Source organism: Terrilactibacillus tamarindi, assembly GCF_009718825.1.
Taxonomy (GTDB): Bacteria; Bacillota; Bacilli; order Bacillales; family Sporolactobacillaceae; genus Terrilactibacillus; species Terrilactibacillus tamarindi.
In genome coordinates, this window is the sequence record NZ_WNHB01000005.1 from 146,794 (window position 1) to 162,732 (window position 15,939).

At 36.9% G+C, this 15,939-nt stretch carries 16 protein-coding genes and 1 pseudogene; 9 read left to right on the top strand and 8 right to left on the bottom strand.

Annotated elements, in window-relative coordinates; all coding sequences use genetic code 11:
* Positions 1-149: 149 nt before the first annotated feature.
* Positions 150-1,484 carry a GntP family permease gene (locus GMB86_RS04805; protein WP_155217355.1) on the bottom strand — a complete coding sequence of 445 codons (1,335 nt, stop codon included), beginning with the start codon at positions 1,482-1,484 and terminating at the stop codon, positions 150-152.
* A gap of 48 nt (positions 1,485-1,532) precedes the next feature.
* Entirely contained in the window at positions 1,533-2,432 is a 900-nt protein-coding gene (gene gnd, locus GMB86_RS04810) for a phosphogluconate dehydrogenase (NAD(+)-dependent, decarboxylating) (RefSeq protein WP_155217357.1), read from the bottom strand.
* A 143-nt stretch (positions 2,433-2,575) separates the two neighbouring features.
* Here gnd and GMB86_RS04815 point away from each other — a divergent pair, with 143 nt between their 5' ends.
* The gene (locus GMB86_RS04815; protein ID WP_155217359.1) at positions 2,576-3,421 is read left to right on the top strand and encodes a MurR/RpiR family transcriptional regulator; all 846 of its coding nucleotides are present in this window, start codon (positions 2,576-2,578) and stop codon (positions 3,419-3,421) included.
* Between the two features lie 184 nt (positions 3,422-3,605).
* Positions 3,606-5,147, top strand: coding sequence for a gluconokinase (gene gntK / locus GMB86_RS04820; protein WP_155217361.1), 1,542 nt, complete (start codon positions 3,606-3,608; stop codon positions 5,145-5,147).
* Between the two features lie 72 nt (positions 5,148-5,219).
* Here gntK and GMB86_RS04825 read toward each other — a convergent pair whose 3' ends face one another.
* Positions 5,220-6,416, bottom strand: a complete 1,197-nt coding sequence (locus GMB86_RS04825; protein WP_155217363.1) for a DHH family phosphoesterase — start codon at positions 6,414-6,416, stop codon at positions 5,220-5,222.
* A gap of 143 nt (positions 6,417-6,559) precedes the next feature.
* On the opposite strand from GMB86_RS04825, the gene GMB86_RS04830 reads away from it, so the two are divergent.
* The 3 genes from GMB86_RS04830 to GMB86_RS04840 all read left to right on the top strand — a co-directional run bounded on the left by GMB86_RS04830 (position 6,560) and on the right by GMB86_RS04840 (position 8,017).
* Entirely contained in the window at positions 6,560-6,775 is a 216-nt protein-coding gene (locus GMB86_RS04830) for a DUF3219 family protein (RefSeq protein WP_155217365.1), read from the top strand.
* Positions 6,776-6,890: 115 nt separating this feature from the next.
* On the top strand, positions 6,891-7,022 hold the full coding sequence (locus GMB86_RS04835; protein ID WP_155217367.1) for a DUF3219 family protein: 132 nt from the start codon (positions 6,891-6,893) through the stop codon (positions 7,020-7,022).
* Complete coding sequence (locus GMB86_RS04840) at positions 7,019-8,017, top strand: LLM class flavin-dependent oxidoreductase (RefSeq protein ID WP_155217369.1); 999 nt, start codon at positions 7,019-7,021, stop codon at positions 8,015-8,017. Before GMB86_RS04835 ends, GMB86_RS04840 begins: the two co-directional genes overlap by 4 nt.
* 39 nt (positions 8,018-8,056) lie before the next feature.
* On the opposite strand, the gene GMB86_RS04845 is transcribed toward GMB86_RS04840, so the two are convergent.
* From GMB86_RS04845 to GMB86_RS04865, 5 genes and pseudogenes are all read right to left on the bottom strand, one after another.
* Positions 8,057-8,536 carry a site-2 protease family protein gene (locus tag GMB86_RS04845; RefSeq protein WP_155217371.1) on the bottom strand — a complete coding sequence of 160 codons (480 nt, stop codon included), beginning with the start codon at positions 8,534-8,536 and terminating at the stop codon, positions 8,057-8,059.
* A gap of 269 nt (positions 8,537-8,805) precedes the next feature.
* A complete protein-coding gene (gene gsiB / locus GMB86_RS04850) occupies positions 8,806-9,159 on the bottom strand; it encodes a glucose starvation-inducible protein GsiB (RefSeq protein ID WP_155217373.1) in 354 nt (117 codons plus the stop codon).
* A gap of 116 nt (positions 9,160-9,275) precedes the next feature.
* Positions 9,276-9,452, bottom strand: a pseudogene (locus tag GMB86_RS04855) (KGG domain-containing protein); the annotation flags it as partial.
* Between the two features lie 351 nt (positions 9,453-9,803).
* Complete coding sequence (locus GMB86_RS04860; RefSeq protein ID WP_155217377.1) at positions 9,804-11,531, bottom strand: pyruvate oxidase; 1,728 nt, start codon at positions 11,529-11,531, stop codon at positions 9,804-9,806.
* Positions 11,532-12,180: 649 nt separating this feature from the next.
* Positions 12,181-12,867: a Crp/Fnr family transcriptional regulator gene (locus GMB86_RS04865; RefSeq protein ID WP_155217379.1), complete on the bottom strand. Its 687-nt coding sequence runs from the start codon at positions 12,865-12,867 to the stop codon at positions 12,181-12,183.
* Positions 12,868-13,013: 146 nt separating this feature from the next.
* Between GMB86_RS04865 and GMB86_RS04870 the strand changes: the two genes are divergently transcribed.
* The 4 genes from GMB86_RS04870 (at position 13,014) to GMB86_RS04885 (ending at position 14,836) form a co-directional block, all read left to right on the top strand.
* Positions 13,014-13,316: a cupin domain-containing protein gene (locus GMB86_RS04870; protein WP_155217381.1), complete on the top strand. Its 303-nt coding sequence runs from the start codon at positions 13,014-13,016 to the stop codon at positions 13,314-13,316.
* 21 nt (positions 13,317-13,337) lie between these two features.
* The gene (locus GMB86_RS04875; protein WP_155217383.1) at positions 13,338-13,619 is read left to right on the top strand and encodes a ferredoxin; all 282 of its coding nucleotides are present in this window, start codon (positions 13,338-13,340) and stop codon (positions 13,617-13,619) included.
* 69 nt (positions 13,620-13,688) lie between these two features.
* Complete coding sequence (locus GMB86_RS04880; RefSeq protein ID WP_155217385.1) at positions 13,689-14,057, top strand: DUF488 domain-containing protein; 369 nt, start codon at positions 13,689-13,691, stop codon at positions 14,055-14,057.
* Positions 14,058-14,062: 5 nt separating this feature from the next.
* Positions 14,063-14,836, top strand: a complete 774-nt coding sequence (locus GMB86_RS04885; protein WP_155217387.1) for a flavodoxin family protein — start codon at positions 14,063-14,065, stop codon at positions 14,834-14,836.
* Positions 14,837-15,939: the final 1,103 nt, after the last annotated feature.

The following is a 15,939-nucleotide window of genomic DNA, read 5'->3' on the forward strand; positions in this document are numbered from 1 at the left end:
CAAAATAACGTGAAGATAACAAAAATGAAAACTAACTCGGACAAGATGTTATTATAACATGTATAATTTCATCATACTAAGAGAAAATAAAAGAGAACAACAAGTTTCGTTGTTCTCTTACTGTTTTGAATTTGTTTACGCTTACAATTTTAGATAAACATACCGAGGATGAGAACACAAACAAGTCCCATGATTGAAATAAGGGTTTCCAATAGAGTCCATGTTTGGAAGGTTTCTTTTAAGCTTAGATTAAAGTATTCTTTAAACATCCAGAAGCCCGCATCATTTACATGGGAAGCAATTAAGCTACCCGCACCTGTCGCAAGCACCATTAAGGCTGGATTAACCGATCCAGCGGCCATCAATGGAGCAACGAGACCGGCCGTTGTTAAGGCGGCTACGGTTGCAGAACCTAAACAAATTCTCAATATGGCTGCAATCAGCCATGCTAGCAATAAGGGTGACATATTTGTATCGGTAAATAACTTAGCCACATAATCACCTACACCGCCATCTATAAGAACTTGTTTGAATGCTCCGCCCCCACCAATAATTAAGAGCATCATTGCAATCTGGGAGATCGATTCAGACACCGAATCCATGATTTTATTCATTGGGATCTTTCTCGCATATCCCATCGTATAAATCGCAATTAATAACGAAATTAACATAGCTGTACCAGGGGCACCGATGAATTCAATAATCCTTTTAAATTCAGAATCTCCTTGAACAACTAATGAGATGATGGTAGATAATGCCATTAAGATGACAGGAAATAAAGATGTAAGGGTGCTAATAGCAAATCCAGGTGTTTCTTCAATATTAAATGTTTTTTGTTCGCCTAAGGCTTTAATATTCCCTCTGCGCTGGAAAGCATTTGGCATCAATTTAACGGCTACTTTACTAAATAATGGACCTGCAACGATTGTTGTTGGAATCGAAATAATGAGTCCAAGCAAAAGTACTTGACCAATATTCGCATCAAATGCGGCTGTAATCGCAGTTGGAGCAGGGTGTGGTGGCAAAAAACCATGAGTGACGGAAAGGGCTGCAACCATCGGTAAACCAAGATAAAGAATCGACATACCAAGTTCAGTTGCAATAGCAAAGATAATAGGAATTAATAAGACGAGCCCAACTTCGAAAAACAAGGCTATACCGATAATAAAAGAAGCAATGACGACGGCAATTTGTATTTTTTTACGACCGAATTTGTTAATTAAAGTGGTTGCGATACGGTAAGCTCCACCCGCATCGGCAACGAGTTTGCCAAGCATTGCTCCAAAGCCAAAAACGAGAGCTAAGTGACCTAATTGACCGCCAATCCCAGTTTCAACTGTCGTCACAATTTTAGTCAAATCCATACCTAAGCCTAAACCGACCAATATCGATACGATTACGAGTGAAATAAACGTATTCATTTTAAATTTGACAATGAGAAACAGAAGTAACAAGACTCCAATAGCAACGATAACTATGGGCATGATTTCTTCCTCCTTTGGTGTAGACTCTTAATCTACTAATATTTGAACCTAGGCATCATGTTCAACTGCATGTCCGCCAAACTCATTACGAAGAGCAGCAACGACTTTCCCAGTAAATGTATCCGTTTCTAATGAACGATAACGCATCATTAAAGACAAAGCGATGACAGGGGTAGGAACTTGTAAGTCAAGAGCCGTTTCCACAGTCCATTTTCCTTCTCCAGAAGAAGCCATAATCCCTTTAATACCGTCTAAATTTGGGTCTTTACCGAAGGCAGATTCAATTAATTCCATTAACCAACAACGAATGACTGAGCCATGATTCCAAACGTGAGAAACAGCCTCTAAATCATAATTAAATGAACTTTTTTCAACAACCTCAAAACCTTCTGCAATGGCTTGCATCATTCCATATTCAATTCCGTTGTGCACCATTTTTAAGAAGTGGCCACTTCCTGAAGGACCTGTATATAAATAACCATCTTGAATGGCAATGTCTTGGAATACTTTCTCAACAGATTTGAAAGCATTTTCATTTCCACCAATCATAAAACATGCCCCATGTCTAGCACCTGACATCCCACCTGATGTCCCGACATCCAAAAAATGAATTCCTGCCTCTCTAAAACGCGCTGACCAAGCCATCGATAATTTATAATTTGAATTGCCGCCATCAATAACGACATCGTCAGGTTCACATATTTCTAGTAATTCGTTTAATACTTCCTTGATAGGTTCACCAACTGGGACCATAACCCATATTTTTCTTGGTTTAGGTAATTTATTGACCAAATCGTGTAGGCTCGATGCCTGAACGGCTCCTTTTTCTTTGAGTTCTAAAGACGGAGACACATATTTATCATAAACCATCACTTCATGACCATGTTCTATAATATTTTCAACCATATTGGCTCCCATTTTTCCTAATCCGATAAATCCAATATTCATGGTTACACACCTCATTCTAGATTTAGTATTGATAACGCTTTCATTATACAAAAAATTATTTCTTTTTTCAAGTATTATAAAAAAATTTTTTTGATTTGTCTGTGTTATACTGTTTTTAAAGAAGTCTGAATAGGGGGGTCTATATGAGCAATGATGGTTTAAAGAGAATCCATTCACTTTATACCTGTTTTAGCGTAAAAGAGAAAAAAATTGCTGATTATATCTTAGCGAACCCAAAACGTATCATCCATCAAACCATCAATGAGTTGGCGGATGAAATTGGCGTCGCTGATGCAACGGTTTTTCGTTTTTGTAAGCGCTTAGGTTTTAAAGGCTATCAAGCTTTTAAAATATCATTGGCTTCCGAGATAATGAGCCCAATCCAACAAATCCATGAGGATATAAAAGAAGGTGACAGCGAATTATCTATTGCGAAAAAAATTTTCTTATCAAATAAAAGATCGCTTGAGAACACGGCACTCATCATGGATGAACGTTCGTTCAAACAAGCGGTTGATTTACTTTTAAACAGTCAGAGAATTATCTTCTTTGGAATTGGTGGCTCTTCCATCGTTGCTATGGACGCTTATCATAAATTTATTCGGACAGGTATATCATGCCTATTAGGTGGGGATATACATTTTCAATTAATGGAAGCTTCTCAAATGTCGAGTCTCGACACAGCCTTCTTTTTTTCTCATTCTGGTATGAATAAACACTGCTTAGAAATTTTTCATGTTGCACAGAAAAGTGGTGCTAAAACATTAGCTATAACGAGCTTTCCCAATTCAATTCTTGCAAAAGAAGCAGATATGGCATTATTTTCTCGTTCAGAAGAAACAAAATATCGATCCGAAGCGTTATCGTCCCGAATTGTTCAACTCAGTCTCGTAGATGCTTTGTTGGTTAATGTGTTGGTCAAAAGAGGGGAAGAAGGGTTACTGGCCATGGAACACGTAAGAGAAGCGATAGAGGATACGAGAATCTAGGAAACGTTTCAGTAAATATACACCAATTATTTTTTATAAAAAATATGTGAATAACGTTTGAAAGCCCTTTCAAATTGTGTGTTAATGGTTTATAATTTAGATAGCATGAAAATAATTTTTAGGTCTTTATGTGGATGTAGAAAAATTTTTTATTGTATTTTCTTTCAAATAGGAGTGAGAAACGATGAAACAAGCATATTATTTAGGTGTTGATATCGGTACGACGAGTACGAAAGCCGTCGTTTTCGGAGATAAAGGAAAAGTCATCAGCATGCATCATGTGGAGTATCCATTGCTAAGTCCTGCACCTTCTATTGCAGAGCAAGATCCAGACGAAATATTTGAAGCTGTTATGAAAACAATTAAACTATCCATTAATAAAGCAAAAATTAATCCAGAAGACTTGCATCTTGTCTCATTTAGTTCGGCTATGCATAGTCTTATTGCGATGGATGAAAATGGAAAACCACTGACACGCTGCATTACTTGGGCAGATGGCAGAGCCAAAAAATGGGCAGAGAAAATTAAAAATGAATTAAATGGCATTGAGATTTATAAAAGGACAGGCACACCGATTCACCCGATGTCCCCTCTTGCAAAAATCGCATGGTTAAGAACAGATTATCCAGATCTCTTTAACAAAACACGTAAATTTATTGGAATCAAAGAATACATTTTTTATAAATTATTTGATCGTTATCTTATTGATTACTCATTAGCTTCAGCAACAGGATTATTTAATTTGAAAAATTTGACTTGGGACGCCGAAGCACTTCAAATCGCAGGAATCACACCCGATCAATTATCGGAACCTGTTTCTACGACTTTTGCAGTAAAGGGCTTGAAACAAAATTATGCTGAAGAAACGGGACTATCTACCGAAACACCGTTCATTGTCGGCGCAAGTGACGGTGTCTTGTCCAATTTAGGAGTGAATGCCATCGATCCTGGTGTTGTTGCAGTCACCATTGGAACGAGCGGTGCTATTCGAACGGTGACGGATAAACCAGCAACCGATCCAAAAGGACGAATATTCTGCTATGCTTTAACAGATAAACATTGGGTAATCGGGGGACCCGTGAATAATGGGGGAATGACTTTCCGATGGGTGCGCGATGAATTAGCGTCTTCCGAAGTCGAAACCGCGAAACGTCTCGGAATAGATCCGTATCAAGTCTTAACTAAGATCGCTTCACGTGTATCTCCAGGTTCTGATGGTCTTTTATTCCATCCTTATTTAGCTGGAGAGAGGGCACCTTTGTGGAATGCCAATGCAAGAGGATCCTTTTTCGGTCTCGGTTTACACCATAAAAAAGAGCATATGATTCGTTCTGTTCTAGAAGGTGTTATTTTTAATCTTTATACCGTCATGCTTGCTTTGCAAGAAGTGATGGGAATGCCAACTAAAATTCAAGCAACAGGCGGATTTGCAAGATCAGAACTTTGGCGTCAAATGATGGCGGATATCTTTGATCAAGAAGTCACTGTTCCAGAAGCATATGAAAGCTCATGTTTAGGCGCGATTGTTCTTGGTATGTATGCTTTAGGAGAAATTGACGATTTTTCGTTAATGTCTGAATGGGTTGGTTCCACTCATTCTCATCAACCGATCAAAGAGAATGTGGCGGTTTACCAAGATTTAATTCCTATTTTTATTCAAGTCTCAAGGCAGCTCGAAAATCAATATGATAAAATAACCCAATTTCAACAAAAATGGGTGAAATAATCAACATAATAGTCATTCATTTAAAGAACAACCTGAATTCGTCAAAACTCATTCAGGTTGTTTTTTAGTTCCTTAAATCTCTTCTTGTTCCTTCGCCTTTTTCCGAAAGGCCATTAAATAGTTGACAAATTCATCGTCACGTAATAACCATACGCCATAACTTCGTTTTAAATATTTTTCCGCCTCATCAAAACTATAAAAAGTTTCATCCATTTTTAATTCGTTAGATTCAATAACCCACGTGTATTCATTTTCAGGATAAAGGAAGAAGATATCATTCCTTCGATTTTTATAAAGTGAACCAAACGGAGACTTTTTAAGATTATATTTATTGAACCGTGCATCTTCATGTAATGGCTCAAGATGAAAGGTGTCTAAGACAAAGTGTTTATAAGCATCTTCGGTTAATACACAACCGGACGCTTTAGCATGTCCACCGCCGCCATACAGCCCTGCGATCTCTGAAACATCGACATGATCATGAATTGTGCGAAATCCGAGTCGTTTTGCTCCCATGTTAATAATGGTAATGTAATCAAGGTGAGGATAATCTTTACCTAATTCGTTCCCAAGCTCTGAGTGATACGATTCAGCATACACAACACCAGCAAAATTTTCGCCAACTTGAATTTGTACAAGTTCACGCCGCTTACGACGAATGTAACGTTCAATTTTGTTTTCTTCCATTGTTAAAATTCTGTTTTCAAATTCATCGAAAGAAAAATGCTCTTGTTTACTTAAACGCTCTAACATCATAGCCTCAAATTCATCGATTGAAACGAGATAGAAGAGGGCATTTAGTCGCTGCGCTTGTTGATTGTTATTTGCTTCCCACTCCCACGTATCATATTGTCTTACAAGTTCGACATACTCACTAATCGATGATTTGGGACTTAAATAGTTATGGTTAAGAAGGTACTCATATAAAAGAGAGGTCGCTGAACATAGATGACCTTCTTGATCTTCAACTTTAACATGTCCCCATTCATAGTCATTAAAATGAAGAGCCGTTTTATGATGATCGATCAACTGAACCTTTCCACCGTCTTCATAAAATTCATTTAGTTTTTGTTCATTTTCTGCGTTAACCGATAAGTCTGTAATCCATAGCGTGGTATTTTTATCTCCATTTTCAAGAAACCATTTCACATTTTGATCCAAAGCTGAAACAGAATTATAACGAACGTTAATATCTTTACCAAATGCGAGCTTAGCAAGGATACCGCAGCTAACGCCGTCTAAATCTGTATGTGATAGCAATTTATACATCTTCGTCACCTCTAAACTTAGTATGGATCCTTTTTATGAAAAATATTGATGAGAATATTCTTCTAATGTTTAAAAAGTCATTCATTTGAACCCACAATCGTTTAAATGATATCATTTTTTCATAAGAATGGGAGACGATAGACATGGTAAATGAAATTATTTTAGATAAAACAGCAATCAAATTAGATGAATATAAAGAAGATATAGATAATGGATTAATTAACGTTTCGATTGTCTTTCAAGTAACCAGCGAAGATTATCATGATATAGCGACATTACTATATAAAGGAACATTCGATGTAAAAGTACCAGATCGGAATTTAACTTTTAAAGAGGTTGTTCAAAAAGTCACCAAATGATAAGCTACGAATCTCGGCGTTGGCTTGTTTTTCCGGTCCTCATGTAGTAAAAGCCTACATTCCGGTCCTCAAAACGGCGCCGCCTTGATCTTCTTGCTTCTAATTTGTCGCCTTTTTGAACACATATTTAAAATGCACGATTAAGCAATATTATACCTCGATCACTAATCTCTATGAAAAAGGTCACGTTGGAGAGTATTCGTTAACTTTACAAGAAATCAAGCGGCCGGAAAGAGGACAAGAATGAAGTTAAGTATTTTAGATCAATCGCCCATTTCCTCTAATCAAACAGCAAAGGAAGCATTAGAAACCTCCATAAAACTTGCCCAAGCAGGTGAAGCTTTAGGATATGCCAGGTTTTGGATGGCGGAGCATCATGATTTACCTGGACTCGCGTGTCCTGCACCAGAGGTTATGCTTAGCTATATTGGCACCCAAACTCATCATATTCGAATCGGTTCAGGAGCCGTATTACTTCCCCATTATAAACCCTATAAGGTCGCTGAAGTGTTTAACCTTTTAGCGACTCTTTTCCCGGGACGTATTGATTTAGGAATAGGAAGGGCGCCTGGCGGGTCAGCTGAAGCTACAAATGCTTTAAATGATCATTTTTTAGAACAAGTTTGGAAGATGCCGGATCTTGTGAAAGAACTACTCGAATTTTTAGATGACGATTTTAAAACCGATAATGCTTACGCTAAGTTATCAGCATCACCAATACCTTTAATATCACCTATGCCTTGGCTCCTTGGAACGAGTAAAAAAAGTGCTCTTTTAGCTGCGGAAAATGGCATGGCCTATGCATTTGGCCAATTTATGAGTGATATGAATGGAAAAGAGATCATCCGTGATTACTTAGATTCCTTCCGTCCTCGAAAACCAAGTGAGCGTCCATATGTTATCCTAACGGTTTCTGCCATTTGTGCTGACACAACAGAAAAAGCCAATGATCTTGCCGTAAGTTCACTCATTTGGGGTTTACAAAGGAGTAAAGGAGAGGGAGGCTTTATTCCATCCTTTCGTGATGCAAAACACTATTCTTTAAGTGAATCAGAAAAAAACGAGTTAGCAAAAAAGAAACGCAACATGATTATTGGAGATCCAGATGAAGTAAAAGAGAGACTTCAAGAGTTACAAACGACCTATCAAGCGGATGAGATCATGATTGTGACGATCACATATAATCCACAAGACAAAATAAGATCCTATGAACTCATCGCAAAGGAATGTATAAAAAAGTAGAATGGACGTTAAGTCCATTCTACTTGTAAATAAATGGGGTTAATTTTTGATTTGACTCCGGCTGCCATATCGAAGAATTCGATAGATGGCTAACCCATCGCTGACATTGGTTTTTGAATACTGAACAGGTACTATGCTGAAAAAACAAAAATACAATGAAAAATAAACAAATTGGTAAAATAGGGTGTGGTAGGGGATAACACCATGTAAAATGAGACTATTAATCAATAGACTTGTTCCTATATTAAATAAAGGACCACCCAAATACACAAGCATATTCGTTACTCGATTATCCCATTTTAGTTTTGTATAGTTACAATAAGAATCTATGAAATATAGGCTATTAACTTTGAACTTTCCAAATTTAATCAATTGGCGACCGAAACCCATTTGAAAGGATGCTTTGCCGCCAAAGAGATAAGCCATAAACAGATGACCTAGTATATGGATAAACGAAACGATTGGGTAAATAATTAATAATCCTATTAAAAGGGGAAAAAGATCTTTTAAATGGAACATAAAGAACCTCTTACTTTAAATTCGTTTAGTCTATTTAGATGATTGTCTTTCTTGTCAATTTCCCCTAATTTACGGAGGTTTATACAGGCGAATTTTGTTTTTTATTAAGGAATTTAGTTAGTACTTTTTTTCCTGCAAATATAGCGAGACTAATGAATGCGCCTTTGACTAAATTTTTCATATTAGATCACCTCGTTTGTTTGAATAAAAAGGGGACTGAAGGTCGTCCCCTTAAATTATTAAATAGAAATTTTTGTTCTTGAAAGATTTTAGTTTTTGCCGCCTTTACTACCAATTTCTTGATAGAATTTCTTATCGTGATTATCAGCTGTGGCTTCGCCGCCTTTTTGACCAATTTCTTGATAGAATTCCTTGTCATGATTATCAGCTGTGGCTTCGCCGCCTTTTTCGCCAATTTCTTGATAGAATTCCTTATCGTGGTTATCAGCTGTAGCTTGGCCGCCTTTTTCACCGATTTCTTGATAGAAGTCTTTATCGTGGTTTTTACTAGTGGCCTCTCCGCCTTTACTGCCTATTTCTTGATAGAACTCTTTACCATGTTTCTCACTATTTGCTTGACCGCCTTTTTGTCCTGCTTCTTCTCTTGTCATTTTGTTAGCCATGTGTCATTCCTCCTTGATATATTTAAGTTCAGTTTTTGAAATTTTTCGAATAAATTATTCATAAAGGTAGAATTTGATTGGATCTCTTGTTATAATAAGGTTGTTTATTAATTGCTTCCGCCTTTATGACCAATTTCTTGATAATATTCTTTATCATGGTTTTTACTAGTGGCTTCGCCGCCTTTTTCACCAATTTCTTGGTAAAACTCTTTGCCATGTTTTTTGCTAGTAGTTTCTCCGCCTTTATGGCCGGCTTCTTCACGACTCATTTTATGATCGTTATCTTTCGCCATTTTCAATACCTCCTTTGTCGTTGTACTATACGCTTCCCGCCTCACAAGATGTTAAACATGATTCTATAATTTATTTTGGATTTTTTCATAGAATATGAGATTCGAAATCTATCTTTATAACCTAATTGTTTCGGTTGTTAATATTTATTCGGCAAGTAAAGACCTCACCTCAAGATTCTGAGTAGTCAAAGAAGATAGGTGGGGGATCAACTGCCCGTAAAGGTTCGATTGGTTCAGCTAACCAACAGTGGGGGATGAAGAAAACCCCACTGTTGGAATTTTTACTTTATTTAAGCCATAATAAAACCCTCTGATAAGTCATCTTTGTTCAGAGGGTTTTTGAGCCTTTATTTATAGAAAACGTCTAACAACGTCTTTCATTGGTGGCATTTTTTCTAATTTATGATTTTCCTTTATCGAATTCATTTCATATTTAGCGTAACCTTTTGCTTCATCCATCACGATCTTACCTGGAAGTGGTGCAGCATCAACATCGACTGTAACGTCAAGAATGACAGGAACGCCAGCCGTTTTTGCTTTTTCAAATGCAGGTCTTAAATCTTCATATTTCTCGATACGAAAACCTTTTCCTCCGCAAGCTTCAGCAAATTTGGCATAATCAATATCTTGGAAATCAATCGCGTACGTTAGCTGCCCAACCACTTGTTGCTCATATTTAATGAAGGAGAGTTGTCGATTATTTAGCACAACGACGATGATCGGCCAATTATATTGAACGGCTGTCGCAAAGTCCTGCATGACCATCGAGAAAGCACCGTCTCCACAAATGGCAATCGCTTGTCGATCGGGGAAGGCTTGTTTTGCCGCTAATGCGCCTGGAAGACCACATCCCATGGTGCCAAGCCAAGCAGAGATAATAAAGTCTTGGTTCTTAACTTTAAGATAACGCGTGGTCCATACGGTTGCTGTTCCGACATCAACAGAGAAGATTGCATCATCTTCGGCAATATCTTGGATGGCTCCCATAACCGCTTGAGGCGCAATCGGGGTATCGGTTTTCGCACGATCTTCTTCCATCCAACCGTTCCATGTTGCCATGTTCTTTTGACATGTTTTAAGGAATTGACGCTCTGGTACAAAGTCAGAGTGCTCTGTTAACCATGATAGGGCGCTACCTGCATCACCAACAATACCTACATCTATTGAGAAACGTTTACCCATTTTAACAGGGTTTATATCAATTTGAATGCCTTTAGCTTGATCGGGTAAATAAGCACTATAAGGGTAATCTGTTCCAACCATAATTAATAAATCAGAGTTCTTCATGGCCTCGTAAGCAGGTTTAGTCCCTATTTTCCCTATATTACCGATAAAGTTTGGATGTTCGTCTGGAAGAACACCTTTTCCAGGTAAGGTAATCGCTACGGGAGCTGAGATATGTTCAGCAAAGGCGGCAAGTTCTTTCTTAGCGTGTTTTGAACCAACACCTGCTAGTATAACAGGTTTTTCTGCTTCGTTAATTAATTTTACAGCTTCGGCCAAGTCATTTTCAATAAGTCCAGGTAATTTCCTTTCGAACAAAGTAGATAATTGCGGTGTTTGATCCGAAATTTCTTGCAAAGCAATATCATCAGAGATAGATATCACGGCTACACCTTGCTCTTGATAGGCCGTACGAATGGCTTGATTGACAACCGTCGGAAAACTTTCTGCACTCGTAATGTCTTTATTATAAACAGCCACATCTTTAAATAGTTCGTAAGTATTAACTTCTTGAAAATAATCTGTTCCGGTCAGTTTCGATGAGATATGTCCTACGAGAGCGAGCATCGGAACATGATCCATTTTGGCATCGTACATGCCATTTAGTAAATGAATGGCTCCTGGTCCTCCAATAGCCAGACACACACCTATTTTTCCAGTTAATTTTGAATAGGCCGCAGCTGCCATTGAGGCGACTTCTTCATGACGAACGTTATAGAATGTGATTTTATCTTGTTTTTTACGGAGGGCTTCGACCATCGTGTTTATCGAGTCACCTGGGATTCCATAGACATGGTCAATTCCCCAATTCTCAAATAATTGAACGACAACATCACTAGCTTTCTTTTTACCCATCGGTAAATCAACCTCCTTAAAAGTAAATCCACAGAAGTTAATGAAATGTCAAGATATAATTCCAAATAAATATGACAAAACTGTGAACCCTTATTTTAAGTTTACGACTAAAACGATTGAGAATAAAATATTTTGCACTATTGTCGCGTAATCGTTTATTTATATTTAAAAATGTTATTTCATATGCATGCATAGATTATCTGCTTCTATCTATATGAAAGGTCTATTCTTAAATCAAGATGGAAATATGATAGAAAAAGAGAAGAGAGAATCATAATGAATTGGAAAAGGGAGTTGAACATGAGGATTAAGATTGTGAAATTTTTTAGGACAAATAGGTGGTTGGAATGAAAACAATCAGGATGGAAGAGTGAAACAGATCATCAAAGTTCTAAGGAACGAACCTTTCCGAAGTTAATAAAAATTGCAGATTTGAAAGATGACGTATTAGAACTTCTATGTGATCAATTTAAAATCGAAGATAAAAGGAAGTATGCCCACAGGACAGTTTGTAATTTAATAACAGTTGATTTCCATGTTTACAAATAAAAAAGGTCATTACTTAATAACCTGACTAGCGTGGAATTCTAATCAGTCAGGGTCAGGTTCTTAAACCAAGTATTAGGAACCTTCCTTTGTTGACATGATATTAACTCTTCAGTAGTTTCAAATTCACACAAATCTTCTTTTGTCCGGCTTTCTTTGCTTTGTTGTCACGATATAGCTGATGTAAGATTCGACTGATCGTTTCTTGTGTAACACCGATATATTCCGCCATGTTTTGTACTGTCATGCCATGTTCTATAAGAATCCAGTCACCGTCCACTTTCTCACCTGATTCACTCGCCAATCGCTTGAGCAACGAAATAAGTTGATCGGAGGCTGTTTCAAGTACAGAATTCGAAAATCGTGTCATCAATTCTTGGTTTTTTACCGTAAGAAACAGGGTCAAGTGTTCGTGGATGGTGGGGTATTTATTAAATAACGTGTTCATTTGTTGTTTGGATAGAACAAATAATACGCTATCAGATAATGCTTCAGCATTTCCCGGATAGACCGATTTAGTCTGATTAAACCCGACATGCGGAAAAAATTCTCCTTCTGACAATAAGCTTGCTATCCACTTTTTTCCTTCTTCGTTTTGTTTATAGATCGCAACTGACCCCTTGATAACGAAGTAATAGTGCGTTAACTTTTCTCCATTAAGAAATATAGATTCCTTTGCATGAAATTCTTTTATAATTCCCTTGGTCTCAATTTCTTGAACAGAAGCTTCTGAAAGACCTTCTAACCATCCTATAGGTCGTAAATGTATCAATAATATCACCTTTTTCATTACAATTGACGAATTACCTTTGAAAATATGATCTAGATCATTTTTTTAAAAAGCATCTGTAGCTATTATAAATGATAGGAGTTATCAATTAAAGAAGTCATCTCAATTAATGAGGTCAACAATATAAAATAACAGGGGGAAATAAGATGGAACTATTAACATGTCAATTTCAACAACAAATGAAGGAACGTCTTTTTCATGATCCATCACAAACGATTGTGCACTTATCATTAGCAAAAAATCAAGAAGTTCCAGAGCACCATGGGGGAAATGCGCTAGTAACCGTCATTCCCGTTAAAGGTGAAATTGTTTTCTCAACACAAGAACAATCAGAAACGTTAGTCCCGGGTAAACTCGTTCGTTTGAATGCTAGAGAACCCCATTCATTGAAAGCTTTACAAGAAAGCGAAGTTATTGTTGTAAAAATCCCAGTTTCAAAAGAAATATAATGAGATCAAGGTGAAAAGAGGATGAAAAAGTTTACGAAAGTCAATAAAGACATATGCATTTCGTGTGGTGCCTGTGAAATGGCTGCGCCTGACATTTTTAATTATGATGAAGATGATTTGGCTTATTCAATGATTGACGATAACAAAGGGATCACACCCGTTCCAGAGGAATGGATTGATGACTTGATTGAAGCCTATGAAGGTTGTCCAACAGAAGCTATTTGTGTATCTGACCAACCATTTGAAAATGCTCCTGTTGAAAATGAAGAGCAATCTGGAAAAGACCTTAAAAGTAAGTTATGATGATGGCACGACTTCTAATCTTTACTTCAAGAAGTTGTAAAATTAACCTTAATAGAGATGATATAGAAAATGATTCAAATAAAACGTGTCTATGAGATAAATGAACCATCGGATGGAATACGTATCCTTGTTGATCGCCTCTGGCCAAGAGGGATATCGAAAGAAAAGGCAAACCTAGATTTTTGGATGAAAGACGTCGCCCCAAGTTCTTCGCTTAGAAAATGGTTTAACCATGAAGAATCAAAATTTAGTGAATTTAAGAAAGCATATGAAAGTGAACTCGCTCAAGATGAAGCTAAACAAGAATGCTTAGAAAAAATCATGGCTTTAAGTCATCAAAAGAAGGTAACTTTAGTATACGGAGCAAAACATCCTTCTATTAATCACGCCGTTGTTTTACTCGACTTTATTCAAACACATTTTCAAACAGACAGGTGAATTCAGTGACAAAAGTGATTGGTATTTTAGGTTCGACAAATACAAATGGCTTAACCGCACAAATGCTAAAAGCGGTGTTAAGAGGTGCAGAGGAGCAAGGCTGTGTGACTGAAATGATTCATTTAAGTGAACTCTCATTAAAATTGACACCGAGTGGCGAAAAAAATGACATTTTAGATGCACTTTCTGATCGGTTAATAGCCGCGGATTGCCTTGTTCTAGCCTCACCTACATATTGGGGAGATGCTTCAGGACTCATGAAAAATTTCCTCGATTGTATGCGTTCAAAACTTTTGGCATTTAATCAAAAAGGTGAAACGATGCCAGGCGATTTTAAAGGAAAAGGCTACGTATTATTAACATCATGCTATACCAAAAAAAGACAAAATCGTTGGAGCGGCATCACTGATCCAACATTTACAACGATGGACAAACCGCTAGGTACAGCTGGAATGAATGGTCTTGGCGAAGAAGTTTGTACTGACACATTTGGAAAAACGATATTACCATCATCAAAAGAAGAGGATTGTATTCAACTTGGACGACAGATACCCAAGAAACTGAACAAGGGAGGGTTTACAATGAAAAGGTATATTCAGCTCTTCTTTATGCTTGCAGTAACGGTCTTAATCGTCATGGGCATTCAAAAAGGACTGAGCTCTCTTGGAATCATGAGTTTAACTAATTTCTGGTTGAATTACCTTGTATTCGTCCTATTAACGTATATATTATTATCTGGTCTACTGCATTATTTTGCGGTTAAGAAACATAAAAGATGATAAAGTGAAGCTTCCATCAATGGGAGGGTTCTTCATCCCCCACTGATGGTTAACTGAACCAATCGGACCTTTACGGGCAGTTGATCCCCCACGTATCTTCTTTGACTACTCAGAACTTGAGGTGGGGGCCTTTACTTGCCGTTAAGGCGGGATAAAAACCCTATGATCTGCTTATAACTATGCGGATTATAGGGTTTTTAGTTAGTGAATGTTCAATTAAACGAGTAGAAAAGAATATGGGATTTATATGTGAGGTTTAGAATTGGATTACATATAGAACAGGTAACCATTGCAGTATCAAAGCCTTGGTCAATTGAATCAAGTTCAAATTGGTGTGTTGATCCTGTAAAATGACAATTCAGGTTAACGACATTATATTAAAAGGGAAATATTAAACAGCCAGTTCTCAAAGGGTGGGTATTTTTACAACTTGATTTAATATCATCTCAATTCAGTAGAACTCTAATGGGATTCAGAAAGATCATTTAGAATTTAATTGAATATAAGGACAGTCGTTCAAATAGGAAAGAAGTATGTAGATAAGGATAAAGAATGTTAATTAATTTGTTTTGACTGTAAAATAGCCTACTTATAGATAAATGGTTGGCACGTCTTTTTAGGCTATTAAAATAACCATAAAATTTATCAAAAAGAGTATTGACTATTGTACGTGAACATGGTAAATTATTAAGCGTCGCTCAATTAAACGATTAAATCACTTGAAAAAAGATGTTGACATGATTGTTTAATAGAGTTATAATATAAAAGTCGCTGTTACGAAATAGTGATAAGTAATCAAAAAAGTAGTTGACAACAACTATTGAGTCTGATATAATATAAGAGTTGCTGTTGTGAAACAGTGATATAAAAGTTAGAAAAAGTATTGACAACAACTTTTGAACGTGATACAATATAAAGGTTGCTGTTATAAAAGTTTAAGAGATTGTTCTTTGAAAACTAAACAAAAGCCAAGCGTAATATCAAACGGATAACACCGATTGATTTCTTTGAAAAAAAGAGCGATGGATCAAATGAAACGATTTAATTATTTTTTTGTTCATTATAAATGAACTAACAGGATAAGGAACATCGGCTAACGCCGG